Annotated in this window: 22 protein-coding genes; 13 read left to right on the top strand and 9 right to left on the bottom strand. The window is 63.6% G+C overall.

The annotated features are described in order from the left end of the window. Position 1 precedes the first annotated feature (1 nt). Both urtE and HDIA_RS10875 read left to right on the top strand, forming a co-directional pair. The gene (urtE, locus tag HDIA_RS10870) at positions 2-694 is read left to right on the top strand and encodes an urea ABC transporter ATP-binding subunit UrtE (RefSeq protein ID WP_173796215.1); all 693 of its coding nucleotides are present in this window, start codon (positions 2-4) and stop codon (positions 692-694) included. Positions 695-755: 61 nt separating this feature from the next. Further along, positions 756-1694, top strand: a complete 939-nt coding sequence (locus tag HDIA_RS10875) for an acetamidase/formamidase family protein (protein ID WP_099556183.1) — start codon at positions 756-758, stop codon at positions 1692-1694. A 56-nt stretch (positions 1695-1750) separates the two neighbouring features. Here HDIA_RS10875 and HDIA_RS10880 read toward each other — a convergent pair whose 3' ends face one another. Together HDIA_RS10880 and HDIA_RS10885 are read right to left on the bottom strand one after the other, a co-directional pair. Beyond that, positions 1751-1960, bottom strand: a complete 210-nt coding sequence (locus HDIA_RS10880) for a hypothetical protein (protein WP_099556184.1) — start codon at positions 1958-1960, stop codon at positions 1751-1753. After that, positions 1957-2709, bottom strand: coding sequence for a COG4280 domain-containing protein (locus tag HDIA_RS10885; protein ID WP_099556185.1), 753 nt, complete (start codon positions 2707-2709; stop codon positions 1957-1959). Before HDIA_RS10885 ends, HDIA_RS10880 begins: the two co-directional genes overlap by 4 nt. A gap of 262 nt (positions 2710-2971) precedes the next feature. On the opposite strand from HDIA_RS10885, the gene cysK reads away from it, so the two are divergent. Together cysK and HDIA_RS10895 are read left to right on the top strand one after the other, a co-directional pair. Beyond that, positions 2972-4048: a cysteine synthase A gene (gene cysK / locus HDIA_RS10890; RefSeq protein WP_099556186.1), complete on the top strand. Its 1077-nt coding sequence runs from the start codon at positions 2972-2974 to the stop codon at positions 4046-4048. Positions 4049-4238: 190 nt separating this feature from the next. Continuing rightward, positions 4239-5993, top strand: coding sequence for an adenylate/guanylate cyclase domain-containing protein (locus tag HDIA_RS10895; RefSeq protein ID WP_099556187.1), 1755 nt, complete (start codon positions 4239-4241; stop codon positions 5991-5993). A 44-nt stretch (positions 5994-6037) separates the two neighbouring features. Here the strand turns inward: HDIA_RS10895 and HDIA_RS10900 are convergent, their stop codons facing one another. From HDIA_RS10900 to HDIA_RS10930, 7 genes are all read right to left on the bottom strand, one after another. Further along, positions 6038-6766 (bottom strand): ABC transporter ATP-binding protein, encoded by a 729-nt coding sequence (locus HDIA_RS10900; protein WP_099556188.1) that lies wholly within the window; start codon positions 6764-6766, stop codon positions 6038-6040. Beyond that, positions 6759-8528: a branched-chain amino acid ABC transporter ATP-binding protein/permease gene (locus tag HDIA_RS10905; RefSeq protein ID WP_099558838.1), complete on the bottom strand. Its 1770-nt coding sequence runs from the start codon at positions 8526-8528 to the stop codon at positions 6759-6761. Before HDIA_RS10905 ends, HDIA_RS10900 begins: the two co-directional genes overlap by 8 nt. A gap of 13 nt (positions 8529-8541) precedes the next feature. Continuing rightward, a complete protein-coding gene (locus HDIA_RS10910) occupies positions 8542-9375 on the bottom strand; it encodes a branched-chain amino acid ABC transporter permease (protein ID WP_173796312.1) in 834 nt (277 codons plus the stop codon). Positions 9376-9649: 274 nt separating this feature from the next. Further along, the gene (locus tag HDIA_RS10915) at positions 9650-10810 is read right to left on the bottom strand and encodes a substrate-binding protein (RefSeq protein WP_099558839.1); all 1161 of its coding nucleotides are present in this window, start codon (positions 10808-10810) and stop codon (positions 9650-9652) included. Positions 10811-10875: 65 nt separating this feature from the next. After that, positions 10876-11706: a nitrilase family protein gene (locus HDIA_RS10920; protein WP_245884284.1), complete on the bottom strand. Its 831-nt coding sequence runs from the start codon at positions 11704-11706 to the stop codon at positions 10876-10878. Between the two features lie 294 nt (positions 11707-12000). Then, positions 12001-12669, bottom strand: coding sequence for an ANTAR domain-containing response regulator (locus HDIA_RS10925; protein ID WP_245884285.1), 669 nt, complete (start codon positions 12667-12669; stop codon positions 12001-12003). Next, positions 12663-13793 (bottom strand): transporter substrate-binding domain-containing protein, encoded by a 1131-nt coding sequence (locus HDIA_RS10930; protein ID WP_099556191.1) that lies wholly within the window; start codon positions 13791-13793, stop codon positions 12663-12665. The genes HDIA_RS10925 and HDIA_RS10930 overlap by 7 nt, the downstream gene beginning before the upstream one ends. A gap of 561 nt (positions 13794-14354) precedes the next feature. Between HDIA_RS10930 and HDIA_RS10935 the strand changes: the two genes are divergently transcribed. The 9 genes from HDIA_RS10935 (at position 14355) to HDIA_RS10975 (ending at position 25622) form a co-directional block, all read left to right on the top strand. Further along, complete coding sequence (locus HDIA_RS10935; RefSeq protein ID WP_245884238.1) at positions 14355-15119, top strand: Tll0287-like domain-containing protein; 765 nt, start codon at positions 14355-14357, stop codon at positions 15117-15119. A gap of 68 nt (positions 15120-15187) precedes the next feature. Beyond that, positions 15188-17791: a response regulator gene (locus tag HDIA_RS10940; protein ID WP_245884239.1), complete on the top strand. Its 2604-nt coding sequence runs from the start codon at positions 15188-15190 to the stop codon at positions 17789-17791. 23 nt (positions 17792-17814) lie between these two features. Beyond that, positions 17815-18180 carry a response regulator gene (locus HDIA_RS10945; RefSeq protein ID WP_099556193.1) on the top strand — a complete coding sequence of 122 codons (366 nt, stop codon included), beginning with the start codon at positions 17815-17817 and terminating at the stop codon, positions 18178-18180. Between the two features lie 42 nt (positions 18181-18222). Then, positions 18223-19734 (top strand): adenylate/guanylate cyclase domain-containing protein, encoded by a 1512-nt coding sequence (locus tag HDIA_RS10950; protein WP_162292633.1) that lies wholly within the window; start codon positions 18223-18225, stop codon positions 19732-19734. A gap of 302 nt (positions 19735-20036) precedes the next feature. After that, a complete protein-coding gene (locus HDIA_RS10955) occupies positions 20037-21209 on the top strand; it encodes an acyltransferase family protein (protein ID WP_099556195.1) in 1173 nt (390 codons plus the stop codon). A 57-nt stretch (positions 21210-21266) separates the two neighbouring features. Then, positions 21267-22169, top strand: coding sequence for a ketopantoate reductase family protein (locus tag HDIA_RS10960; RefSeq protein ID WP_099556196.1), 903 nt, complete (start codon positions 21267-21269; stop codon positions 22167-22169). A 356-nt stretch (positions 22170-22525) separates the two neighbouring features. Then, complete coding sequence (locus HDIA_RS25320; RefSeq protein ID WP_157775501.1) at positions 22526-22819, top strand: KTSC domain-containing protein; 294 nt, start codon at positions 22526-22528, stop codon at positions 22817-22819. Between the two features lie 160 nt (positions 22820-22979). Further along, entirely contained in the window at positions 22980-23963 is a 984-nt protein-coding gene (locus tag HDIA_RS10970) for a zinc-dependent alcohol dehydrogenase family protein (protein WP_099556198.1), read from the top strand. Between the two features lie 138 nt (positions 23964-24101). Then, complete coding sequence (locus HDIA_RS10975; RefSeq protein WP_099556199.1) at positions 24102-25622, top strand: bifunctional aminoglycoside phosphotransferase/ATP-binding protein; 1521 nt, start codon at positions 24102-24104, stop codon at positions 25620-25622. The last annotated feature ends 6 nt before the right edge of the window (positions 25623-25628 follow it).

The following is a 25628-nucleotide window of genomic DNA, read 5'->3' on the forward strand; positions in this document are numbered from 1 at the left end:
CATGGACCTCGCGGTGGAAAGCCTCGACCAGCATTATGGCAGCGCACAGGTTCTCCGGAACGTGGGCTTTGCCGTGCCGCAGGGCTCCTGCGTCGCCGTCCTAGGACGCAACGGCGCCGGCAAATCGACGCTGCTTCGCTGCCTGATGGGCGTGCTTGCGCCAACCAGCGGTTCTGTCCGCTGGGGCGGAGAGGAGATCACCGGGTTGCCCTCGCATCTGCGCTCGCGCAAGGGCATCGCCTATGTGCCGCAGGGCAGAGAGATCTTCGGCGAACTCAGCGTCGGCGAGAATATCCAGGCCGCCGCCCGGGCGCACGGAACGCTGAAGGACGGCTCCATCGACGAGGCCGTGACCCTCTTTCCCGTGCTCAAGGAGATGTGGCGCCGTCCCGGCGGCCAGCTCTCGGGCGGCCAGCAGCAGCAACTGGCCTTCGCCCGCGCTCTTGTGACCCGGCCGAAGCTGCTCATCCTGGATGAGCCGACGGAAGGCATCCAGCCGTCCATCGTCCAGTTGATCGAAGACACGATCGCCAGTCTCAAGGGGCGGATGTCCATCCTGCTCGTCGAACAGTATCTCGATTTCGCGGTCAGCCTTGCCGACCATTTCGTGGTCCTGTCCCGGGGCGCGGTCGTCGAACATGGCGCAAGGGGCGTCGTCACCCGCGAGCAGCTTTCCCGCCATATCGCGGTGTGACGTCCCTCCACCGCCGAAACCCTTTCACTTTCCAACCACCAGCAACCGACGGAACCCTCGCATGGCCCGCCAACATGAAATTCCCGCAACGCCCGACAACATGGTCTGGGGTTATCTCGATTCCACGACCAAGCCCGTGCTGCGGATTGCTTCGGGCGACAGCGTGACGCTGCACTCCTTCCCGGCCGGCGGCTTCGAAACGCTTCCCGCCGACATGTCGAAGGTGCCCAGCGACTATATCGCCGCGATGAAGGCGCTCAATCAGGGCCCGGGTCCGCATTTCATCACCGGCCCGGTTCACGTCGAGGGCGCGAGCCCCGGCGACGTCCTCCAGATCGACATTCTGGAGGTGAAGACGAACATGGACTACGGCTTCGTCGCCATCCTGCCGCTGCTCGGCACGCTGCCTGACGATTTCACCGAATATGAGACGATCCATCCGTCAATCGACGAGGAAAAGGGCGTCTGCGTCATGCCCTGGGGGACCGAGATTCCGCTCGATCCCTTCTTCGGCATCATTTCCGTTGCGCCGCCGCCCGCCTGGGGCCGCTGCGGATCGCCCGTGCCGCGCAGCTTCGGCGGCAACATGGACAACAAGGAACTGAAGCCCGGAACGACGCTCTATCTGCCGGTGTTCAACGAAGGCGCGCTCTTCTACGCCGGCGACGGTCATGGCGTTCAGGGCGACGGCGAGGTCTGCATCACGGCGCTTGAGACCGGTGTCACCGGCACCTTCCGCCTGACGGTGCGCAAGGATCTCGGCTTCACCTGGCCCTTCGCCGAAAACGAGACCCATCTGATGTCCATCGGTCTCGACGAGGATCTCGACGACGCGGTCAAGCAGGCCGTCCGGGAGATGGTCGCGCATGTCTGCTCGCGCACGGATCTGACGCGCAATCAGGCCTACATGCTCTGCTCGCTCGCCGGAAACCTGCGGGTGACGCAGACGGTGGACGGCAACAAGGGCATCCACATGATGCTGCCGAAGTCCGTTCTTTGAACGAAGGCTGACGAGAGCAGTTCCGGCAAATCGCTTCCCGGTTTGCCGGAATGGCCTTACCGCTTTCTCGCCGCCCGAACGACGCTTTCGGCGAGGATGGCAATCGATCCGGCAAAGAGGATGGCGCCGCCGAGAAGGCCCGGCAGCTTGGCGATCTCGACCAGCGCGGTGACGATGCCGATCAGCAGGACGGTGAAGACCGCCAGCATTCCGTCATCGACGAACATGCCGATCAGTTCGGCGATGGCAAGCCGGAGGGCAGTCATTCGGCGGCTCCTTCGGCAAGGATGCGGGCGTTGCGAAGCCAGCGCACAGCGCCAAGCGAAAAGGCGGTGAGGACCGCGAAGATCACGAAGAGCATAAGATCGGCGCCCGGCCAGTCGGCGCCGAGACCCTCGCCGGTCCAGAAGATGCCGAAACTCGTGAGCATCAGGCCGACGGCGAATTTCAAGGTATTTTCCGGCACCTGGGACAGCGGCTTGTGAACCATCAGGCCGATCGCCAGCACGGCGACGAAGGCGGCAAGCGCCCCGAGCGCGGCATAGAGCGTGGTGCCATGAGCCGCGCCGACCGCGACGACGATGAAAACGACCTCCACCCCTTCGAGCAGAACGGCCTTGAAGGCCGCAAGGCCGGCGAGATAGTTCGCCCGCTTGTCGGCCTTGTGCCTGGCAAGTTCGCGCGTTTCCTCCGCGAAGGCCTTCACCTCGTCATGCAGTGCCAGATATCCCGAGGCGCGCAGGATCGCCTTCCTGAGCCAGCGCATGCCGAAGAGCATCAAGAGGACGCCGACGACATATTGCAGGACATGCAGCGGAACGAGCGACAGCAGCGGCCCGAAGAGCAGCACCAGCGCGGCGAGAACCGCGAAGGCGAGACCGGTCCCGATGAAGGCGGGGCGCCAGCTCTGGGTGATGCCGACGGCGAGCACGATCGTGAAGGCCTCGACGACCTCGACCAACGAGGCGAGGAAGGAGGCCGTGACCGTGGATGTCAGGGTGGTGATGTCGTTCATGATCGTCGCCGAGCATGAAGCATTCCACTTGCCTTTTGAACCCGGTCCCGGCGGGTATCTGCCATTCCGTCGTGGTAGGGGATACGATTGCAAGTGATTGAATATACGATATATCAACTACTCATACTTGCGATAAGCAAGTGCAGTGACCGGAGAAGATAATTCACGTTAATGTCCTCGCGGCTGTTTGAATGTGATAGATTGAATAAGGCAAAGTCACGGGGGCCGAATTCATCCAACTTTGTTCTGGGAGGAATGATACATGGGCATTCGCAAGACCAGCGGGCGCGGACGTCTATACTCGTCCGTTCTGGATACCATCGGGGACACGCCCGTCATCAAGATCAATCGGATCGCTCCCGATCATGTGACCGTCTACGTCAAGGCGGAGGCTTACAATCCGGCCGGGTCCGTCAAGGACAGGCTGGCGCTCAACATCATCGAGGCGGCGGAACGCGACGGGCGGCTCAAGCCCGGCCAGACCGTCGTCGAGGCGACCTCCGGAAACACCGGGATCGGCCTTGCGATGGTCTGCGCGGCGAAGGGATATCCCCTCGTCGTGACCATGGCCGACAGCTTTTCTATCGAACGCCGCAAGCTGATGCGCTTCCTCGGAGCCAAGGTCATTCTGACCCCGCGCGCGCTGAAGGGATTTGGCATGTATGCCAAGGCCAAGGAACTGGCGGAGGCCAATGGCTGGTTCCTGGCGCGCCAGTTCGAGACCGCCGACAATGCGGCCATCCATGAGAACACGACGGCGCAGGAAATCCTTGGCGACTTTGCCGGCCAGCGCCTCGACTATTTCGTATCCGGATACGGTACCGGCGGCACGATCTCGGGCGTCGGCCGCGTGCTGAGGAAGGAACGGCCCGAAACGAAGATCATCCTGACCGAGCCGGCGAATGCTGCATTGGTGACGTCAGGAACGGCGCAGGAGCGCTCCATCGACGGAGGCCCCGCATCGAGCCATCCGGCCTTCGAGCCGCACCCGATCCAGGGGTGGACGCCGGACTTCATTCCGCTGGTCCTGCAGGAAACCCTGGACAACGCCTACTATGACGAGCTGATCCCGATCCCTGGCCCGCAGGGAATAGCCTGGTCGAAACGCCTTGCGGCGGAAGAGGGCATCTTCACCGGCATCTCGGCAGGCGCCACCTTCGCGGTCGCCATGAAGGTGGCCGAGGAAGCGCCTGCCGGCTCCGTCATTCTCGCGATGTTGCCGGATACGGGGGAGCGCTATCTCTCGACGCCGCTCTTCGAGGGCATCGCGGAGGATATGACGGACGAAGAAGTCGCGCTTTCGCAGTCGACGCCGACGGCCCGCATGGCCGCCGAGTAGCCCCTGTTCCACGCGGGTGCCTGCACGGCTCGATGAGGGCCGCTCAGGCACCCGCGTGGAGAGCGTGCATTGCATCCGGCAAGGCCCCAGGGGCGCAGGCGAAAACAGCAAACAGGGGAACGACCGCCTCTTGGCGGTCACTCTCCGGAGCTGTCGCCGCGCCCGATGAATCCGTCGTGGAGTACGTGAGATGAAGCGACACCTTGCTGCCGTGATGATGGCCGACGTCGTCGCCTACTCGCGCCTGATGGAGGCGGATGAACTCGGAACGCTGACGCGCGTCAAGGCGCTGACCGAGGATCTTGTCGGCCCCGCGATCGCCAAGCATCAGGGGCGGATCGTGAAGCTGCTCGGTGATGGGCTGCTGGCGCAGTTTCCAAGCGTCGCCGACGCCATCGAATGCGGTCTTTCGATCCAGAGCGATCTGAATTCTGTTGAGGGTGCGTCCGAGGATGAGGAACGCATCCAGCTGAGGATCGGCGTCAATCTCGGCGACATCATCATCGATGGGTCCGACATCTACGGCGACGGCGTCAATATTGCCGCGCGCCTGCAGACGCTGGCCGATCCCGGCAGCATCTGTATCTCCGGGGCGGCGTTCGACACCGTGAACGGCAAGCTGGCCGAAGCCTTCGAGGATATCGGCGAGCAGACGGTGAAGAACATATCGCGGCCGATCAGGGTCTATCGGATGGCCGCGACGCGTCGGCCTGCCGCGCGGCCGTCCCGTCAGACACCGGCCCTTTCGCAGCCGGACAAGCCGTCGATTGCCGTCCTGCCGTTCGACAACATGTCGGGGGACTCGGAGCAGGACTATCTGGCCGACGGCGTTGTGGAGGCCCTGACGGCGGCCCTCAGCCGGATACGGTCCTTCTTCGTCATCGCCAGGAATTCCGCCTTCGTCTACAAGGGCAAGAAGGTCAGCATTCCCGAGATCGGCAGGGAACTGGGCGTTGCCTATGTTCTGGAAGGCTCGGTGCAACGTGCCGGAGGCCGGGTGCGGATCACCGTTCAGCTGATCGAGACCGAGGCCGGCGCTCACATCTGGGCGGAACGGTATGACGGTTCGACCGACGATATCTTCGACCTGCAGGACCACATCGCCGAGCAGGTGGCCGGCGCGCTCCAGCCGTCGATCCGTCTTGCCGAAATCGAGCGTATCCGGCGCAAGCCGCCGCAGGACATGGGCGCCTACGACTACACGATGCGGGCCTTCCGTCATGTCTGGTCGCTGGAGAAGGACGATTCGAAAAAAGCGCTCGAACTCATCCTCAGGGCACTGGAGATCGACCCGGACTATCCTTTGGCGCTGGCACTGGCCGCATGGTGCCATGCCCAGTCGTCGGTCTACACTTGGGTCGACGATATCGAGACCGCGAAGGCGGAAGCCCTTTCGCTGGCCGAACGGGCCGCCGACCTGTCATCGGACGATCCGTTGATCCTGACGGTTCTGGGAACGGTCCATACATTCGCCCGTAACTACGGCACGGCCCGCGTGATGCTGGAGCGTGCCGTGGCGCTCGATCCCAATGCAGCCTGGGCCTGGAGCCGCCTCGGCTGGCTCGCCGTCTACGCCGACCGCCCGGCGGAGGCGACGGAACACTTCGAGAAGGCGCTGCGCCTCAGCCCTGTCGATCCGATGAATTTCAACAATTATGCCGGGCTGGCGTCGGCCTTTCAGGTCGCTGGCGATGACAGTGCGGCAGCCGAAGCCTTCTTGCGGGCCTTGAACGAAAAGCCCAACGCCCTCTGGATCCATCGCAATCTGGCCGCCGCCTTCCTGGGGGCAGGGCGCATCGACGAGGCGCGGCGGTCCTTCGAGATCATGCGGCAGGCTTTCCCAAGCCTGACGCTTGCCCGCTTCAAGTCCGCCATGGTCTTTTCGCCAAGAGTGCTGGACCGGATAGGGGCGCAGCTTGCCGAGCTGGGGCTGCCGGAAAAGTGATCCCTTGCCGGGCTCCGGCATGTCCTCCAAGCGCTCAATTCAACTCAGATCGACAGATGTGCGACGATCCTGTCGTGGGCCTCGCCGTCAACGACGCCTGAGTCAGCGATCGCGCCGCGGTCGAGCACGGCCCAGCGATGGGCAATCCGCAGCGCGAAATCGATATTCTGTTCTACGAGCAGGATCGTGGTGCCATGTGTCTCGCACTCGTCCTTGAGGATCGATGCGACGCGCGAGACGACGGCCGGCTGCAGGCCTTCGCTGATCTCGTCGACGAGCAGCAGGCGCGGGCGCACCATCAGCGCGCGCGAAAGCATCAGCATCTTCTGCTCGCCGCCGGACAGCGTTCCGGCCTTCTGCTTGAGGCGTGAGGCGAAAAGCGGAAACTGCTCGCAGACCCGTTCCAGCATCGGCTTGAAGGCGCGGTCGTCCGGCGCGGCGAGACGCAGGTTGTCCTCGATGGAAAGGTCCTGGAAGATCGCCTTTTCCTGCGGCGCATAGGAAATGCCGCTGCGCGCAAGACGATTGGGCGGCGTTCCGGTGATCTCATCCTCACCGACGCGCACATGACCGGCCTCGACACGCACGAACCCCATGACGGTGCGGATCAGCGTGCTCTTGCCCATGCCGTTCTTGCCGAGGAGCGCGAGGATTTTGCCCGGTCGCACGGCAAGGCTCACCTCGCGCAGCACCAGCGCGCCGGCATAACCGCTCGAAAGCCCAGAGATATCGAAGGCGGCGCCGGATGGGGCGCCAACGCTTGCGTCAGTCATGGCCGGCTCCCGAATAGACGCTCTTCACAAGCTCCGAATGAACGACTTCGTCGACCGTGCCGTCGAGCAGGATGCGGCCCTGGTGCAGCACGACAACGCGCGAGGAGATCGTGCGGACGAAATCGAGGTCGTGTTCGACGAGGATGACCGCGAGACCGTGATCGCGGGCAAGCGAGGCGAGGGCGCCGCCGATGCGCTGGCGGTCGACCTTGGTGAGGCCCGCCGTCGGCTCGTCGAGCAGGATGACGCGCGGGCTCATGGCCAGCACCATGGTCAGTTCCAGCGCCTGCTTCTGACCATGAGAGAGATGCCGGACCTCACGGTCGAGATGGTCGCCAAGGCCTGTTGCCTCCATCACCGCTAGGGCGGTGGCGGGCAGGGCGATGTCGCTGATCGGCAGGACCGGAGAGAGACCATCGATCCGGGCACGCGCAACGCGCAGGGATTCGCCGACCGTCAGGCTCTCGAAGATCGTCGCCATCTGGAACTTACGTCCGAGACCGAAGCCGACGATGCTGTGCGGTGGACGCGCGCCGATGTCGTGACCGTCGATCGTCACGCTGCCGCCGCTGCGCTCCGCTCCGTCACCGAGGCAGCGCATCAGCGTCGTCTTGCCAGCACCATTGGGACCGACGAGGCTGACGAGTTCGCCGCCCGCGATGGAAAGGTCGATGCCTTGCAGCACCTTCAGGCTGCCGAAGGATTTCGTCACGTCGCGAATGTCGATGGAGGCCTTGTCCGTTGCGACAGGGTCGGTCGCGGGGACGATCCGCGCGGTGCTGGCGAGCCTCGGTAGAGGCAGCAGCCTGCCGACGGCACCGGCCAGCAGCGGCGCAAGACCCTTCGGCATGACGATGATCACGACGACGAAGACGAGGCCGACGATCAGCTGCCAGACATAGGGAAGATCGCCGGAAAGATAGGCGCTCATCAGCTCGATGCCGAGCGTGCCGACGATGGGGCCGATCAGCGTGCCGCGTCCGCCAAGCGCGACATAGATGATGAGCTGCGTGCCGAAGACAAAACCGGTGATCTCGGGCGCGACGACGCCGGAAAAGCTGGCGTAGCCAAGACCGGCAAGGCCCGCGATGCCGGCAAGCCCGGCGGTCAGTGCGATCTTCACCTTGTTGGGGTCGATGCCGAGATAGGCAAGCCGGGTCTCGTTGTCGCGCACCGCGACGATCAAACGGCCGAGTTCGCTGCGCATCAGGACGGCAAGCAGCGTTCCGGCCAGAACCAATCCGCCGCCGGCGATCCAGAACCACGTCTTGGTGCGGATGTCGAAGGTCTCATAACCGACCAGACCGCTCGAGGAGCCCGTGAAGGTGCCGCCGGAATAGATCAGTTGGCTGATCACGATGGGAAACGCCAGCGAGACGACAGACGCATAAAGGGGGCTCGCGCCGGTGTAGAAGGAGAGCCAGCCGACGAGCAGGCCGCAGATCATCGGGACGACGATGGCAAGCAGGAAGGCGAGCGCGATCGTTTCGGTCGTGAAGCCGAGATGGGTGAAGATGAGCGCGGCGGCATAGGCGCCGATGCCGAAGAAGGCGGCTTGGCCGAAGGTGAGAATGCCGGCATAGCCCCAGAGGATGTCGAGCGTCAGCGCCACGACCGCATAGAAGAAGGCGCGGATCAGGATGTTGATCGCGTAATGGCCGAGCAGATACGGGCCGACGGCGACAAGGATCGCGGCGAAGACGGCAGCGGCGAGCGGGGCTGCGAGCGGGCGAAAGCGCGAAAGGGAAGCGCCGCCGGTGATCGCGGTTGCGGCATCAGTCAAAGCTGAATCCTTTCGGACGAATGCGAAGGATGACGGCGGCGAGAACGACGATGGTCATGCCGCCGAGGATCGGGCTCACGAGGCTGGAGACGACGACCTGCGCCGCGCCGAGCACGAGCGTCGCGAGCGCCAGACTGAGGAAGGAGGTTCCCGCGACCATCACCACCATGAAGGCGTTGATGAGGAAGGGGACGCCCATGTTGGGGTCGACGCTGGAGAGCGGCGTGATCAGCGCGCCGGCCAGAGCGGCAAGGCCCGCGCCAAGCGCGAAGGTCACAAGCCGCACGAGACTTGTGTCGATGCCGAGACCGCGCGCCAGATCCTCGTTCATGATCACGGCCCGGGCGGAAAGGCCCAGCCGGGTCTTCTCGATCAGGGCGGTAAAGCCAAGGCCGATGGCAAGGGCGGCGGCGATCAGCAGCAGGCGGTAGATCGAATAGGTCTCGCCGAGAATGGGGAGCGTGCCGGAAATCGGCGCGGCCGTGAACTGCACCTCACGGCCGAAGGCGAGCGTGATGACCTGGCCGATGACGATGCCGAGCCCCCAGGTGGCGAGGATCGCATCGAGCGGCCGGTCGTAGAGCGGCTGGACGATGAAGCGCTCCACGACGGCCCCGAGCAGAGCGCCGACGACGAAGGCGAGCGGCAGCGCGATCCACGGGTTGATGCCGAGGTTGGTGACGACGAGCGTCGCGTAGGCGCCGAGCGTCAGAAAGGCACTGTGAGCGAAGTTGATGATCTTCAGTACGCCGAAGATGACGAGCAGGCCCGTCGCGATGATGAAGAGCAGCGAAGCGGTGGTGATCGTGTCGAGAGCGAGGAGGATCATTGCTCTGCACTCCGGTCGAAGGCGAGAGGTCCTGTGGTCGTCATGGATTGCTTCTCCCTCTCATCCGGCCCTTCGGGCCACCTTCTCCCCACGGGGGAGAAGGGAAACATCCGGCCGATGCCCAGGCTTCATTGACCAGTATCTTTCAAAAGGCGGCAGTCACGCTTTGCCTTCTCCAGCTCGGGGAGAAGGTGGCCCAAAGGGCCGGATGAGGGGGCGAGCGCCCGCCGGAAGACAAAGACATTCCGACCGGACACTCGCCCAACCGTCATCAGTCCGCCAGATCAGGGCACTGCGTGCCGGGATCGACGTCCTTGAAGGCCTTGATGACCTTGACGCTGCCGTCGTCCTGCACCTGGCCGAGATACATGGTCAGCGGCGCATGGTGCTGCTTGTTCATGGTGATCGTGCCGCGCGGCCCGTCGACAGCAACCTTGCCGAGTTCGCCGAGCACCGCTTCGGTGTCGGTGGAGCCGGCTGCTTCCACGGCTTTCTTGTAGGCGTAGACCGCTTCATATTCCGGCACCGAAAGATCGTTCGGCGTCAGCATCTTGTCGCCGAATTTCTTTTCCAGCGCCGCCTTGAAGGCCTTGTTGGCCTCGCTGTCGATGGAGGTCACGTAGGACGCCGAGATGTAGATGCCGGCGGCATCCGGACCCATGCTCTTGGCGGTGCCCTCGTCGACGGCAAGGTTGCCGTAGGGCAGGTCGATGCCGGCGCCGCGAAGCTGCTTGGTGAGGGTGACGTTCGGCGCTCCGCCGGCGGTCGAGGTCACCAGCGCATCGGCGCCGGAGGCCTTGAGCTTGGAGAGGATCGGCGTCCAGTCGGTGCCGTCCATCGGAAGGTATTCCTCGCCGACCACTTCGCCGCCGTTCTTCTCCACATAGGCGCGGGTGAATTCAAGCATGCCGCGTCCGAAGGCGTAGTCGCTGCCGATGAGGAAGAACTTCTTGGCGCCGTCCGTCATGAACTGGTCGACGATCGGCGGAACCTGCTGCTCGGGCACCCAGGCGTTGACATACATGAACGGGCTGCAGGAGCGGCCTTCATAGAACGAGGTGTAGATGTAGGGCTTCTCGGCGCGCTTGACGATCGGCAGGCCGGCGTTGCGGGCCGCGCTCGTCTCCATGGAGATCAGCACGTCGACTTCCTTCTGGAAGAGAAGGGTGTCGAAGGCCTTCTGGGCGCCGGCAGCGCCCGAGGCGTCGTCGGCAACTTCGAGGGCCAGCGGGCGGCCGAGAACGCCGCCGGCGGCGTTGATTTCGTCAACCGCGAGTTCGGCGGCCTGCACCACCGACGGCGCAACGACGGAGTTGGCGCCGGAAAGACCGACGGGGACGCCGATCACGATCGGGTCGGCGGCGTTGGCCTGAAAGGAAATCAGGCTGGCGGCGGAGGTTGCGGCAAGTAGCAGAAGTCGGGCGGTCGTCATGATGGTCACTCCCAGTCGCTTCGGGTTTGAGGGACGTAAGTTCGGTCAAAGGAGACGGTGGCGGGTCAGTACCAGCCGCGTTTCAAGTTGGCGCCGAGCATCTCGTCGTAGACGTCGGTGCGACGGTCTCTGAGGACCTGGTTGAAGGCGTTCCAGTTGCGCTTGCGGCGGGCGTCGGAAAGGTTGACCGTCGCAACGAGGATTTCTTGCGTGTCCCTGCTGGCGGGGCCGGCCACGGGCCATCCGGTCGAACTCACGATGAGGCTCTGGCCCTCGAAAGGCTGACCACGTTCCGTGCCGATGCGGTCGGCGCAGGCGATGAAGAGCGAGTTGGAATGGGCGGCGGCCATGTGCAGGATGGTCGCCATCGCCTCGCGGCCGGGCGCCTGACCGGGGATCGGCACCCAGTTGGTCGGAACGCAGACGATGTCGGCGCCTTGCAGGGCCTGAAGCCGGAAGGTTTCGGGGAACCAGCTGTCGTAGCAGATCGCCATGCCGATACGGCCGAGTTCCGTGGCGAAGACCGGAAAGCCGACGTTGCCGGGATCGAAGAACAGATTCTCCGCGGCCCAGAGGTGGACCTTGCGGAAGGTGCCGATGTGGCCCTTCGGGCCAACGAGGGCGGCGGAATTGTAGAGAACGTCGCCGTCGCGTTCGCAGACGCCGGCGACGATGTGCAGGCCGCGCCGTGCGGCGACCTCGGCCCAGGCATTCGTCGCGGGTCCACCCGGCACCGGTTCGGCGAGCGAGAAGGCTTCTTCCCGGGTTTCGAAGACATAGCCGCTGCTGCAAAGCTCGGGCAGGACGATCAGCTTTGCGCCTTGGTCGGCGGCGGCTTCGATCAGTTCCAGCGACTTTGCGATGTTGCCGTCGCGGTCACCGACCTTCGGTTCCATCTGGATGCAGGCGATCGTGACCGCGCCTTCTGCAATTCGACCGTTCTTGGACATAAAAACCCCGTTCCCGCAAAGCAAAATCGCTCGCAGGTTGAGAAAAACAAAAAGCCCCGGCCCGCGCTTGAAGCACGAAGACCAGGGCTACATAGCCGATGTTGATTGGCAATCCTGCCAAATGGGGCCACCTCGGGCGCCACGCCGTGATCAAAGACCAAGAACGACTGTTCGTCAATCTCCATTGCTGGATAAATATTGAACTATGATTGGTGAAAAAATGAGCGCGTCGCTCAAGTCTCACTCATCTCCCGCTCGCCCGGTCAGACCAAAATCCTCGAAGGCCGCCGCCGCCGCGATGACGCTCGCCGCCACCTCCGCGATAGGCACACGGCGCGACGTCGCCTGGGTGCGGAGCAACTGGTAGGCCTCGTGGTCGCTGATGCCCTTGAGCCGCATCAAAACCTTGCTGGCGCGTTCGATCTCGCGGCGGGCCTTCAGCGTCTCCTCCAGCTTGCGGACCTTCGACAGCAAGCGGTCCTGATAGCCGCGCTGGTAGCGGGCAAGGACGAGGCTCGACAGGATGCCGGAGGCGCGCACTGGCTTGGTGACGACGCCGTGGGCGTTCCAGTCGACGAGTGCCTTGAGGCTCGTCGGACTTTCGTAGTCGAGAATGGCAATCACGGTCGGCCCGTCCATCTCGCCGCGCCAGAGCACATCCTCGGCCCGGCCCTGGTCGATCAGGACGAAGACGGTATCGACATTGGCGGGCAGGGCGGCCGGAACGGGCCATGCCGCGCGCACGTCGCAGCCGATACGCCTCAATTGCCGGATCAGGGCCTCGCCTTCCTCGTCCTGCGGATGGATGACGAGGACACGCGCCTGCCTCAGATCGTCGAGCAGCCGTTTCACGCCGCCGGAGGACGGGCGGGACGCATCGGTTCCAGTGCGGTTCGTCTCGTTCACGATGACAGCCACGCGTTGCCGGCCGGTGCACTGCAGGTGAGGTAAGGGTCCGGTCGAACGGGCCCCTTGGCCTCCCAGACGATGTCGAATTCGCCGTCGGCACGAACCCGGCCGATGCGGGGCGTCAGCCAGGTGTGATGGTTTTCCGGCTCGATCAGCATCCGGCCGCCGGGCGCTTGCCAGTCGAGGCCGAGGGCCGCCTCAGTGAGGCGCTGGGTGTCGAGCGTGCCGGCCCGTTCAAGCGCCGCGGCGAAGAGGTGGGCCTGCGAATAGGCGACTTCCGACCACATGCTGACCGGCGCGTCGGCACCGTAGCGCGCCCGGTAACGGCTGACATAGCCCCGGCTCACGTCGGATTTCACCGTGCCGAAATAGCTGCCGGCCGTAATATGGCCGACGCAGCGTTCAGGGCCGATCACCTGGATTTCACCCTCGGCCATGGTGAGGCTGGCGATCGGCTGGCGCCGGGGGTCGAAGCCGGCGTCGCTATAGAGCCGATAGAAGGCCTGGGCGTCATGTCCGACGACCGTGGAGAAGATGACCTTGGGCGCAGCGCGGCGAATGTCGTCGATGATGCGGGGAAAGGGGTTCGTGTCCGACCCGATAGGCACATAGACCTCACCGACGATCTCACCGCCCTGGCTCTCGACGAATTCGCGCATCAACCGGTTGGTTTCGCGCGGGTAGATATAGTCGGAGCCGATGAGATAAATCGTGCTGCCATATTCCTGCAGCAGGTAGGCGGCGAGTTGGACGCTGTTCTGATTGGGCGCGGCGCCCGTGTAGATGATGTTCGGCGAATACTCGAAGCCCTCGTAGAGCGAGGGATACCAGAGCAACCCGTTGCGGCGCTCGATCACCGGAAGCACGGCCTTGCGACTGGCCGACGTGGAACATCCGAAGATGACGTCGACGCCGTCTTCGCCGAGCAGGCGTTCGGCGAGCTTGCGATAGAGCCCGGGCTCGGACGCGGGATCGTAGCAGACCGGTTCGACAGAACGGCCCAGAATGCCGCCGCTCCCGTTGATCTCCTCGATGGCGAGCGCCGTGCCGAAGAAATGTTCGGATTCGGTGACCTCCATCGCCCCCGACCGAGAGAAGAGAATTCCAATGCGCCAGGGTTCCATCTGAAGCCTTTTCGAAGGTTCGGTGATGATCAAGACGAGGTGGTCATTTCATATCAATGCGCGAGGGAACCTGCACCACTTTCGTTCCTGCCGGGAAGGGCGGTCGATTTGGGATGACTCATTCGGAGACCGGACCGTCAACGGGCACCTTGGCCGTCTTGCCGGTGACGGGTTGATGGTTTGGCGAACTGCTCAAGATCGTTCGGTGGGGCCGCACACTCGCCGGGAGCCGCGATCCACCCGGCGCTGGCGGACGACAGAACCATTGCGTCGGCCGTCCAGGCGGCCAGTGCGATGCAGCAAGTATTGCATTGCGCGAGGATGTCGCCTCGCCGCCGGGACAAGACATTCCGCGCAGGTTGTTCGTGACCTTTGAATGTATTTCCACTAGAATAGCTTGGTTACTGATCGAGGAAATGCGGGTACTCGCTGTCCGCGTTTCCGCGCGTTATCAAGCGGCAAGAAATCTCGTCTTCAGGCCAGCCGCGACGGCACTGGCGGGCCAGCATGAATTAGCGATGTGAATGGGCACATTGGCCACCCAATGAGGCAGGGTTCATCATGGCGCGATTTTCCGTCTCCATTATGCTGTTCTTCAATGCGTTTCTGTTGGTCTCGTTGACGGCGGTCCGGCCCGCGTCCGCCGAAGATCCCCTCGCGGCCTTCATCGAGGAAGGCAACCGGATGGCCGATGTTCTGCGTGCCGGACGGAGCGTCGTGTCCAACAACCAGTCGCTGATCAATGATCCGGCGATCGGCGACAAGCACCTCTCAAGCCATGTCTTTCTGCAAAAGGTGACGGATGCCTATCGAAAGGCACATGGAACCGGTCCGCTCGACGGCGATCTGAACGAGCACCAGCGCCAGCTCATCAAAGCGCAGCTTCAGGCGATGGCTGAGGTGGTCGACGAGAACCAGGACCTGATCAATACCGAGGGCATGGGCTTCAAGGGGTTTATCCCGGCGGTGTTCGCCCGTCTCGTGAACGAGCGCTTCGGGGAGAAAATGGGCATTGAGGCCGCGGTCAAGGTGACGGCGCCGGCCGATCTGGTGCGAAACCGCAAGGCTCTGCCCGACGCGTGGGAGAGCGAGATCCTCGAACAGAAGTTCAGGAGCGGCGACTGGGAGCACGGCAAGCCCTTCTTCGAAAGCGTGACATCCGACGGCAAGACCGATTTCCGGCTCCTGATCCCGGAATATTACTCGGCGTCCTGCCTCTCCTGTCACGGCGGCCCGAAGGGAGAGATGGACGTGACAGGCTTTCCCAAGGAAGGCGGCGCGGAAGGCGATCTGGCAGGAGCCATCAGCATCAGGCTCGCGCAATGACATCCCCCGCCGCCGAGACAAGAACCAGCTGGTTTGCTGCGAACAGAATACCTCTGCTGATCGGATCCTTGTCGTTCATACTGCTCAGTGCTCTCGTCGTCAGCACCATGCAGATGTCCTTCGATCTGTGGACCAACCAGCAGCGTATCGCCGAATCCAACGACCGCTTTCATCGCCTGCAGGTCGCCGCCGACGCGGATCGGCATTTCGGGGCCATGCGCTATTGGCTGACCGATGTTTCCCTGAGCCTTCTCACGCTCTCCGACCGCAAGGCCGCGGAGGCGCACGCCAAGCTGGACGAGGACCTCAAGCGACTGGCTGTCTTTGCGCCCGAGGCGGCGCAATCGATCCGCTCCGGCGTCAACGACTATGTCGAACAGGCCCAGAAAGCCGCGAACGCCTATACCGACGACAACCGGGTCGTGGGTAACGCCTTTCTGGCCATGGCCCGCAAGGGCAGCGATGAAGTCGACGAGGCACTCGGCAGTCTCGTGGAGCAACTCTCGGCCGACGCCGATCGCGTCAGCGCGGCGGCCACGCGGACGGCGAAAACGGCAACCAACCGGGCAGCCATCGCCTGCGTGCTGGTCATCACATTCGGCGCGCTTCTGACCCTCTTCGTCCTGAGGTCGATCCTGAAGCCGCTGCAGCGGATCAACACGGCCATCGCGGGGCTCAATGCGGGCGCGACCGAAGTCGACCTACCGCCTCCCGGCCCGGACGAATGCGGCCGCATTGCCAGTGCTCTCAGCGACCTGCAGCACAGCCAGCAGGAACGCCGGCGGCTGGAGGCCGCTGCCCGGATGCAGCACAACACGATTCTGACGGCCATCGAGACCATTCCCGATGGTTTTGCGCTGTTCGACGCCGACAATCGGCTGGTTCTGGTCAACGACCGCTACCGGTCGATCTTCTCCAATGTCTCGGACCTTCTGGTTCCGGGGACCTCGTTCAAGGACATTCTCGCAGCAAGGGCTGCGCTTGGCGACGCCGGTCACGCCGGGCTTTCCAGCGAGGCATGGATCGCAGAGCGCCTGAAACGCCACGTCGACCCGGCAGGACTTCGCGACGAGGTCATGATCGGCGACGCCTGGGTCCGGATCACCAAGCGCAAGACGCCGGATGGGGGAACCGTCGCCGTCTACAGCGACATTACCGACCTGAAGACCAAGCAGGAGCAGCTGGAGGACGCCCGCCACGAGGCGGAAGCCGCCAACGAGGCCAAGAGCCGCTTCCTCGCCTCCATGAGCCACGAACTGCGCACGCCGCTCAATGCCATCATCGGCTACAGCGAAATGCTGATCGAGGACGCGCAGGACTCAGGCGAGGAGCACAGTGTCGGCGATCTGGAGAAGATCATGGCCTCGGGGCGTCATCTCCTGTCCCTGATCAACGACATCCTTGATCTCTCCAAGATCGAGGCCGGCAAGATGGAACTCTATGTGGAGCGCTTCGACGTCGCCGACCTGGTCGACGATGTGACGGCGACGATCGCTCCGCTGGTGGCCAGGAACGCCAACCGCCTCGTGGTCGACGTCGACCCGGCGCTGGGCGAGATGGAGACCGACAAGACCAAGCTGCGCCAGAATCTCTTCAATCTCCTGTCGAACGCGACGAAGTTCACCAAGGACGGCGTCATCGAACTCAACGTGAGGCAGGAAGGCGATTTCGTCGCATTTTCCGTGCAGGACGATGGCATCGGCATGAGCCCGGAGCAGCAGGCGCGCCTGTTCCAGGCCTTCACGCAGGCGGATTCGTCGACAACCCGCAACTATGGCGGAACGGGCCTCGGTCTTGCCATCGTGCGCCAGTTCACCCTCATGCTTGGCGGCGACATCAAGGTGAAAAGCGAGCTTGGCAAAGGGTCCGTCTTCACGCTGACAATTCCGGCAAGGCTCAGCGACAGCGTGGCGGAGAATGCGCCATCGCATGACGGCGCCGGCGAAACGAAATCCATTCTCGTGATCGATGACGACCCGCACGCACGCCGCATGATGGCCGAACTCGTGCGCGGTGACGGCTACCGGGTCATGATGGCGGGCGACGCGGCTGAGGGCCTCGCCATTGCCCGCAAGACCCACCCGGACGCGATCATCCTCGACATCATCATGCCGGAGCGCGACGGGTGGTCGGTCCTGAAGGAGCTGAAGTCCGATCCCGAGCTTTGTGGCACGCCCGTGGTTCTGGCGACCATCGTCAACGACCGGGAGATGGGGCTCGCCTTCGGGGCCTCGGCCCATCTGACCAAGCCGATCGACACGACGAAGCTGATGGAGGCGCTCAGTTCCGTCGTCAACGGCCACGAACGGGACGTGCTGGTCGTGGATGACGATCCGGCGACCCGAACGCTCCTGCGCCGCATCCTGGTGCGTGAAGGCTGGCATGTACGCGAGGCGTCGGACGGCGAACGCGGCCTTTCCATGCTGGACGCCAAGCGGCCGGCCCTCGTCATCCTCGATCTGATGATGCCGAACATGGACGGCTTCGAGACATTGCGGACCATGCGCGCTCGCGAGGAACTGGCCGACCTGCCGGTGATCGTCGCGACCTCCAAGGATCTCAGCCGCGAGGAAGTCGACTGGTTGCGGGCGAATGCGCGCGAAGTCATCGGCAAGGGACAGGACGGACGCGCAAATCTGCTCGCCGCCGTTCGCCGTCACGTCACAGGATGAGCAGCCGCGAGAAGGACAGGTAAATGCCCACGATCCTGATTGTCGAGGACAACCCGATGAATCTCGACATGCTCTCGCGCCGGCTGCAGCGCAAGGGGTATGACATCGAGACGGCGGGCGACGGAAAGGCCGGGGTGGAGGCGGCTGAAACCATCCGGCCCGACATCGTCCTGATGGATATGAGCCTGCCGGTGATGGATGGCTGGGAGGCCACGCGGTCCATCAAGTCCAACCCGGCCACGAGCGCGATTCCCGTCATCGCGCTCACGGCGCATGCCATGAATTCCGACCGGGAAAAGGCGCTGGAGGCCGGCTGCGACAATTTCGAGACCAAGCCGATCGACCTGCCGGCGCTTCTGGCCAAGATCGAACAGCTCTTGGCAGGCTAAGGCATGGCACAGGCGGAGCAAATCAACCGCGAAGCGATTCTGGTGAGTGTCGCACAACGGCTGTCCGGGCCGTCGGAGCTGATCCTCGGCTTCCAGTCGCTCGTGGTGGAGGAAGTGCGCCGCATCGGGCCGGCCGCCGCCCTCGAAGACCTTGAAAAGGTTCTCGTCGCCGCCCAGACCCTCGGCCAGATCGTGCAGCGCCTGCTGATGAACGACCTCGGCGACGAATTCTCGGCGCTCGACGATGCGACTCTGCGCCACGATCTGCGCACGCCGGTCAACGCGATCATCGGCTATTCCGAACTGGTGCTGGAGGATTTCGCCGGCGATCTCGACGGCTCGGTCGAGGCCGACATCCGGCTGGTTCTCACCGAATGTGGACGTCTTCTGGATCAGATCGAGTCCCTTCTGATCTTCTCCAGACGGCAGGGCGAGACGGTGGCCGCCGAGGCCGCCGAAGTCAGCATGGCCGAAGCACTGGCCCGCTCCCTCTCGGGACAGGACGAGCGCAAGCCGGTTGACGGCGGGCGGATTCTCGTCATCGACGATACGCCCGCCAATTGCGAATTGCTGATGCGGCAACTGGCCCGGCACGGGCATGAGGTGACAACCGCGACCTCCGGGCGCGAAGCGATGGAGATCCTGAGGCGGGAGACGTTCCACCTCGCGCTCATCGACATCCTGATGCCCGACCTCAACGGCATCGAGCTGCTCGCCTGCCTCAAGAGCGATCCGGACTGGCGCGACATGGCCGTGATCATGGTCTCGGGCCTCAAGGAAACCGAGGCGGTCCTTCGCTGCATCTCGGCCGGGGCCGAGGACTATCTGCAAAAGCCCATCGACCCGGTGTTGCTCCACGCGCGCGTCGATGCCTGCATCGAGCGCATGCGTTTGCGCGAACGCGAGCGGCAGTTTCTCGCCCGGATCGAATACGAGAAGGAACGCGCCGACTCTCTGCTTCAGGCCATGCTGCCGGAACCCGTCATTCGCAGGCTCGGCAATGGCGAGGTGATCATCGCCGACCGTTTCGAGGACGTGACGGTCATCTTCGCCGACATCGTCGACTTCACGCCGCTGGTGGCGCGGACGGATCCGTCGATGCTGCTGAAGCAGCTCGGGGTGATCTTTTCCGAGTTCGACGACCTTGCCGACAAGCACGGCATCGAGAAGATCAAGACGATCGGCGATGCCTATATGGCGGTCGCCGGTGTGCCGGATCCGGTCCACGACCACGTCTGGCGCGCGCTCGCTTTTGCCCGCGACATCATCCACGCCACCTCCTGCGGCGCACTTGCGCATACGGGTCTTGCGATAAGGGTCGGGCTTCACCGCGGACCCGTCATTGCCGGCCTCATCGGCCGCAAGCGCTTCGTCTACGACGTCTGGGGCGAGACGGTAAACCTTGCAAGCCGGCTGGAATCGACCAGTCCGGTGGGGCGCATCCACCTCTCTGCAGCCGCGCTGGAGGGCCTGGAGGGGCTGGACCTTGCTCCGCAAGCGGCCGAAAATTTCCTCAAGGGAATCGGGCGGATGACGACATATGTCGTCGACTAGTCGCCGGGTCCGCCGGTTCGGCGAAAACGGCGTATCCTCAAGTAATTGCGCGAATTCCGAGCAGTCGCGCCGTTCCGGCGATGGCCGCAGCCTGCCATGTCGCGTCCACCGTTCGGGTTGCACCGCAGAAAAGCCCGTTTCGCAGTGCATGCAACTTGGCAAAGGCTTTGCTTGAGAAGCGAAATCCGGATAACGGCAGGTGATCCGGTCGCGCCGGGGCCGGTGGCGCCGCGCCAGACCGCCCGGACCGACATTCCGATCTGTTCCGGACCTGATGTTCGAGCCACGAAGGGACATGGCCATTGGCGGACCAGGAAAGTCTGTTCCTGAACAGACCGGATTTCGCTCGCTGGGGATGGCGCCTGGGGCGGCGCGATGCCCGGCAATCGCCAGCCGCGGCGGCGGTTGAAACGAATACCTCCCGCCAACTGGTTTCGATCCAGATTCTGCGGGCGTTCGCCGCCCTGATGGTCGTCATATTCCATGTGACCGACAATGCGTTTTCCCAATCCCTCGGCACTGTCCCCGTGTTCATGATCGGCAATGCCGGCGTTGATATCTTCTTTGTTATCAGTGGCTTCGTCATGTATCTCTCGACACGGAGCCCGACGATCACACCGGCAAGGTTCTGGGAGGCGCGCATCGTTCGCATCGTCCCGCTCTACTACCTGGCCACATTGACCTTTCTTGCCGTCGTCCTTCTCCTCGATCGATTGCCCGCAGACTTTTCCGCTTTTGAAATCGTGCTCAGCGGCCTGTTCATCCCGTTCAGGAACTCCCTGAACGGTCAGGAAGTGCCTTTGCTTGGCGTTGGCTGGACCCTCAACTACGAGGCGATGTTCTATCTGGTCGTTGGCCTGGCCATTGCCATCGCGCCCTTGCAGAGAAAGATGCAGATCGTCTTCATCGCATCGGTTCTCTGCGTGCTCGTCGTCGGTCGTTTCCTGTTTGAGCCAACGGGCGCAGTTGGCATCCGCATGACGAGCCCGATCCTGCTTGAGTTCCTCTCGGGAATGATGCTTGGCGTCATTGAGAGCCGTCGGCCACGACGCCAGATCGTGCTGGGGGCAGCGATGATTGCAGCGGGCGTCGCGCTGATGGTCTTCCTTGATAGCCGCGCCGGGACGATGCCGAGGACGATCGGCTACGGTCTGCCGGCTGTTCTGATCGTTCAGGGCTTCATTCTGTGCGAAGGCCTGATGCGGCATCGCAGTCTTCGCCTGCTGCGCTGGTTCGGCGATGCGTCCTATTCGATCTATCTGGTCCACGGCATTGTCATTTATGCGATTGTCTCGCCGTTTTCGGCCTATCTGCCGAGGTCCGAGGCGTCCTGTGTCGTCCTCTTCGTCCTGGCCTGCGGTGCGGGGCTGCTGTGCTACGAATATGTCGAGCAGCCGCTTCTGAGGGCATCGAAGAGCGTGCTTTCGAGCGTGAGGAGAAAATACGCCGCTGCCAAGGGCGCGATCGACGGATAGAAGATGGCAGGGCGGAGCGCGGGAATCGCGACCGCTGAGGATGCGGGAGAAGAGGAAATGAAAGTCGCGGTGATGGGGGCCGGCGCCGTCGGCTGTTACTTCGGAGCCCAGCTTGCCAGAGCTGGCCACGAGGTCGTTCTGATCGGCCGGCCGGCCCACGTCGAGGCGATCATGCGCGACGGCCTTCACTTCGAGAGCGCCGGCTGCGACGGGTATATCCGGCTGAACGCCTCGACCGCGCCCGATGCGGTATCCGGAGCGGACCTCGTCCTCTTCTGCGTCAAGTCGGCCGACACCGAAGAAGCCGGACGCCAGATGCTCCCGCACCTGGCCTCCCGCTGCGCGATCTGGAGCCTGCAGAACGGCGTCGACAACGCGGATCGACTGCAGGAGGTGCTTGGCCGGCCGGTCACGCCGGCCGTGGTTTATGTCGCGGCGGAAATGGCCGGGGCAGGGCACGTCCTCCATCATGGCCGAGGCGAACTCGTCATCGCGCCCGGAGACAACAACGGCGAACTCGCCCGGCTCCTGACCGAGGCGAGCGTGCCGACCACCATTTCGGACAATGTCGCCGGCGCGCTCTGGGCCAAGCTGATCCTGAACTGCGCCTACAATGCATTGTCGGCGATCACTCAGCTTCCCTACGGCAAGCTGGTCAGCCAGCCGGGCGTCAAGGATGTGATCCGCGATGTGGTGGAGGAATGCCTTGGCGTTGCCAATGCCCTCGGCATCGTCATTCCGGGCGACATCTGGGCAGCGGTGGAGGGAATCGCCACGACGATGGCCGGTCAATATTCGTCGACGGCGCAGGATCTCGCACGCGGCAAACGAACAGAAATTGATCACCTCAACGGCTTCGTTGTGGACAAAGCGGCATCCGTTGGTCTGCCGACGCCTGTGAACAGGACGCTGCTGACCCTCGTCCGCCTGCTTGAAACCAAAGCGGCGGACGGCCGATAGACCCGGATCGCCAGTCTGCAGGCCGGTCAGTCAGGTGGATTGATCGGCGCAACGTTCGATTGGAACGCGATCAAGCTCTGGCACGCGTCATCCTATTGACAACTTTGGACCATTGAATGGTGACCGAAGGGTGGCCGACGAGAGGCAAGTCGGGCAGCGGTTGCGGGCGTCATGCCGGATCGAGCACCAGACCAGGTTACCTTTTTGAACGGCGTTCTGGATTTTCTGTTCCGGGATCGGGTGAGCATTCCGCGATCCTTCGTACCGGCCTGAGGCGGGCCGGTACCGGCAAAATCCCGAGTGGCCGGAAAATTGCGAGGTTCGTCTTCGGTTCGTGTTTCCAAAGGAGCGGCACTATGGAGCAGATCAGAGTCAACTCCCGAGTGATCAAGTCGATGTTCTACGACTACGCCCGCAACGAACTGACTCTGAATTTCCGGAACGGCAAGGTCAGACGCCTTGCGGATGTGCCCGTCGGGCAGGTCGAAGGCCTGGCGAAGGCCCGGTCACCGGGTGACTACTATCTGGTCAATCTTCGCGGCAAATACCCCACCGTCGAGCGAAATGCTCTGCCGCTGGAACATTACGTTCCCAAGGTCAGGAAAAGCCTTCGCCAGTTTCGCGACAACGTCCTGCGACGTTTCGCCTGAAGCGCCCTCGCTGCGTCTCGTGTGCTGAGCGCCTTATCGGACTCGCCGTCCTTCATCCCATCGGTCCGTAGTTGCTCGTAGCCGGAAACCATCGTTCCGGCAGGCGGATGGAGTATGCTCGCCGCTATCGGGATTGCGAACAGCGGAAGGGTCGCGGGCAATGAGGGCCATGGTGCTTGCAAGGCCGAAAACGCCTCTGAACATGGAGGAAAGACCCGATCCGGTTCCTGGTCCCGGAGAAATCCGGGTTCGCGTCGAAGCCTGCGCCGTCTGCCGGACCGACCTTCATGTGGTCGACGGCGATCTGCCGTATCTCGGTCACCCTGTCGTCCCCGGTCACGAGATCGTCGGCATCGTCGATCAGGTCGGAGAGGGCGTCTCCGACCACGACCTCGGCATGCGTGTTGGGATTCCCTGGCTCGGCCACACCTGCGGAACCTGTCCCTATTGCTGCTCCGGCCAGGAAAACCTCTGCGACGAGCCCGCCTTCACCGGCTATACGCGCGACGGCGGCTTCGCGACGCATGTCATCGCCGACGCCGCCTTTGCCTTTCCGATGGACGGATTCGACGATCCGGTTGCCGCGGCGCCCTTGATGTGCGCAGGACTCATAGGCTGGCGCTCTCTCAGGATGGCCGGAAACGGCAAGCGTATCGGCCTCTACGGCTTCGGGGCCGCGGCCCACATCATCGCGCAGGTCTGTATCTGGCAGGGACGTGAGGTCTACGCCTTTGCGCGTCCAGGCGACGAGTCGGCGATGGATCACGCCCGTGCGCTTGGTGCGGTCTGGGCCGGTGGGTCCGATGAAAGCCCTCCAGAACTGCTGGATGCGGCCATCATCTTCGCGCCGGTCGGCGACCTCGTGCCGGCCGCCTTGAAGGCCGTGCGCAAGGGCGGGACCGTCGTCTGCGGCGGCATCTACATGTCCGACATTCCCCAGTTTCCCTATCGGATCCTGTGGGAGGAGCGACAAGTCAGATCCGTCGCCAATCTCACTCGCCAGGATGCCATCGAATTCCTGGAGATTGCGCCCAAGGCCGGCGTCCGGACGACAACGACGGTCTATCCTCTGGAAAAGGCCAACGAAGCCCTCGACGACCTTCGCGCCGGCCGCTTCCAGGGCGCAGCGGTGCTGGTTCCCTGACAACCTGACTGACGATGGATCGCGGCCGCAAGCTGATCCACGTCATGGCCGGTCGGCGTTGGTCGTGTACCAAGAAGGTTGACGCGCCACGCGGCGCTTACCTGTGCGACCCGACACATTTCCGACGAGAGTCCCGGCATGATCGTAGAAGACCAGAGCCCCGTGATCGCCTTCCTTATGTCGGACAAGGCGCATGGTGCCTACTCGCCGGCGGAGAAGATCGAAACCCATATCTCGATCATCGTTCTGGCCGGCGAACGTGTCTTCAAGGTGAAGCGGGCCGTCAAGCTGCCCTATGCGGATTTCTCGACGCCGGAAAAGCGCTTGGACGTCTGCCGCAAGGAGGTCGAGCGCAACGGCAAGACTGCTCCCGGTCTTTATCTCGGCGCCATAAGGATCACCCGCGAGCCGGATGGGACACTCGTTTTCGACGGAACGGGAGACCTCGTCGACGCGGTCGTGGAGATGCGTCGCTTCGACCAGAAGAACCTCTTTGACCGCATGGCGGCGGAGGGGCGGCTGACGCCGCGCCTCATTGACGAGCTTGGGGATGAAATCGCGAACTTTCATGACACGGCGCCCCTGGGCGGCGACGGCGGAGCCGCCAATATCGCCGGCGTGCTCGATATCAACAAAGCCGGGTTTGCGACGAGCCATGTGTTCTCCGATGCCGAACTCGCCGATTTTCACGCCCGCTTCCGAAAGGCCCATGCGCGCCATGCCGCACTGATGGATCAGCGTGGGCAGGGCGGGCGCATCCGCGTCTGTCATGGCGACCTGCATCTGCGCAACATCTGCCTCCTTGACGGCAAGCCGCGCCTTTTCGACTGCATCGAGTTCAACGACCAGATCGCAACCGTCGATGTTCTCTACGATCTCGCCTATCTGCTGATGGACCTCTGGCACCGCGATCTGCCCGGTCTCGCCAACCGTCTCCTCAACCGCTATCTCGACCGGACCGGCGACGACGACGGCCTGCCGCTCGTCGGCTTCTTCATGGCGTTGAGGGCGGCCGTCCGGGCTCACGTGACCGCGACTCAGGCGGAAGAAGGCGCTGGCGACGTTCCGGCCCTGACGGCAATGGCGCGGGACTACTACGACCTTGCCAGGACCCTGCTGCAAGAAGCCCCTCCGCATGTCGTCGCCATCGGCGGGCTCAGCGGCTCCGGCAAGTCAACGGTCGCCGAAGCCGTGGCGCCATTCGTCGGATCGCCTCCGGGCGCCCGCATTCTGGAAAGCGATTGCATTCGCAAGGCGATGTTCGACGTGGCCGCAGAAACGAAGCTGCCGCCGGAAGCCTATGAGCCGGAGGTCTCCCGCAAGGTCTACGAGACGATCACGGCCGGTGCCGTCGGGATTGCCGCTGCCGGCACCTCTGTCGTCGCCAACGCCGTCTACGACCGTCCCGAGTTGCGCGCGGCCATCGAAGGGGCCGTGAAGGCGGTCAACATCCCCTTCGCCGGCTTCTGGCTGGACGCAAGCCCGGACCTCCTGCGCGAGCGTGTCGGGGCGCGGGTCAAGGGTGCGTCCGACGCCGATGTGAAGGTCCTCGAGGGTCAGTTGACCCATGACCTTGGCGTCATGGAATGGACCCGGCTCGACGCCGCCGAACCCGTCGGGAAACTGGCGGCCGAGATTCGCGCGGCGAACGAGGTATAAGGTCAG

It is taken from the genome of Hartmannibacter diazotrophicus (genome assembly GCF_900231165.1).
GTDB classification, from domain to species: Bacteria; Pseudomonadota; Alphaproteobacteria; order Rhizobiales; family Pleomorphomonadaceae; genus Hartmannibacter; species Hartmannibacter diazotrophicus.

Bases quoted from the DNA above. Each gene is read 5' to 3' on its own strand.
- HDIA_RS10935 (WP_245884238.1), top strand. From the start codon at position 14,355: ATGGCGCGATTTTCCGTCTCCATTATGCTGTTCTTCAATGCGTTTCTG.
- HDIA_RS10930 (WP_099556191.1), bottom strand. From the start codon at position 13,793: ATGGAACCCTGGCGCATTGGAATTCTCTTCTCTCGGTCGGGGGCGATG.
- HDIA_RS10880 (WP_099556184.1), bottom strand. From the start codon at position 1,960: ATGACTGCCCTCCGGCTTGCCATCGCCGAACTGATCGGCATGTTCGTC.
- HDIA_RS10945 (WP_099556193.1), top strand. From the start codon at position 17,815: ATGCCCACGATCCTGATTGTCGAGGACAACCCGATGAATCTCGACATG.
- HDIA_RS10875 (WP_099556183.1), top strand. From the start codon at position 756: ATGGCCCGCCAACATGAAATTCCCGCAACGCCCGACAACATGGTCTGG.
- HDIA_RS10920 (WP_245884284.1), bottom strand. From the start codon at position 11,706: ATGGAACCGAAGGTCGGTGACCGCGACGGCAACATCGCAAAGTCGCTG.
- HDIA_RS10975 (WP_099556199.1), top strand. From the start codon at position 24,102: ATGATCGTAGAAGACCAGAGCCCCGTGATCGCCTTCCTTATGTCGGAC.
- HDIA_RS10885 (WP_099556185.1), bottom strand. From the start codon at position 2,709: ATGAACGACATCACCACCCTGACATCCACGGTCACGGCCTCCTTCCTC.
- cysK (WP_099556186.1), top strand. From the start codon at position 2,972: ATGGGCATTCGCAAGACCAGCGGGCGCGGACGTCTATACTCGTCCGTT.
- HDIA_RS10960 (WP_099556196.1), top strand. From the start codon at position 21,267: ATGAAAGTCGCGGTGATGGGGGCCGGCGCCGTCGGCTGTTACTTCGGA.
- HDIA_RS10895 (WP_099556187.1), top strand. From the start codon at position 4,239: ATGAAGCGACACCTTGCTGCCGTGATGATGGCCGACGTCGTCGCCTAC.
- HDIA_RS25320 (WP_157775501.1), top strand. From the start codon at position 22,526: ATGGAGCAGATCAGAGTCAACTCCCGAGTGATCAAGTCGATGTTCTAC.
- HDIA_RS10970 (WP_099556198.1), top strand. From the start codon at position 22,980: ATGAGGGCCATGGTGCTTGCAAGGCCGAAAACGCCTCTGAACATGGAG.
- urtE (WP_173796215.1), top strand. From the start codon at position 2: ATGGACCTCGCGGTGGAAAGCCTCGACCAGCATTATGGCAGCGCACAG.
- HDIA_RS10915 (WP_099558839.1), bottom strand. From the start codon at position 10,810: ATGACGACCGCCCGACTTCTGCTACTTGCCGCAACCTCCGCCGCCAGC.
- HDIA_RS10900 (WP_099556188.1), bottom strand. From the start codon at position 6,766: ATGACTGACGCAAGCGTTGGCGCCCCATCCGGCGCCGCCTTCGATATC.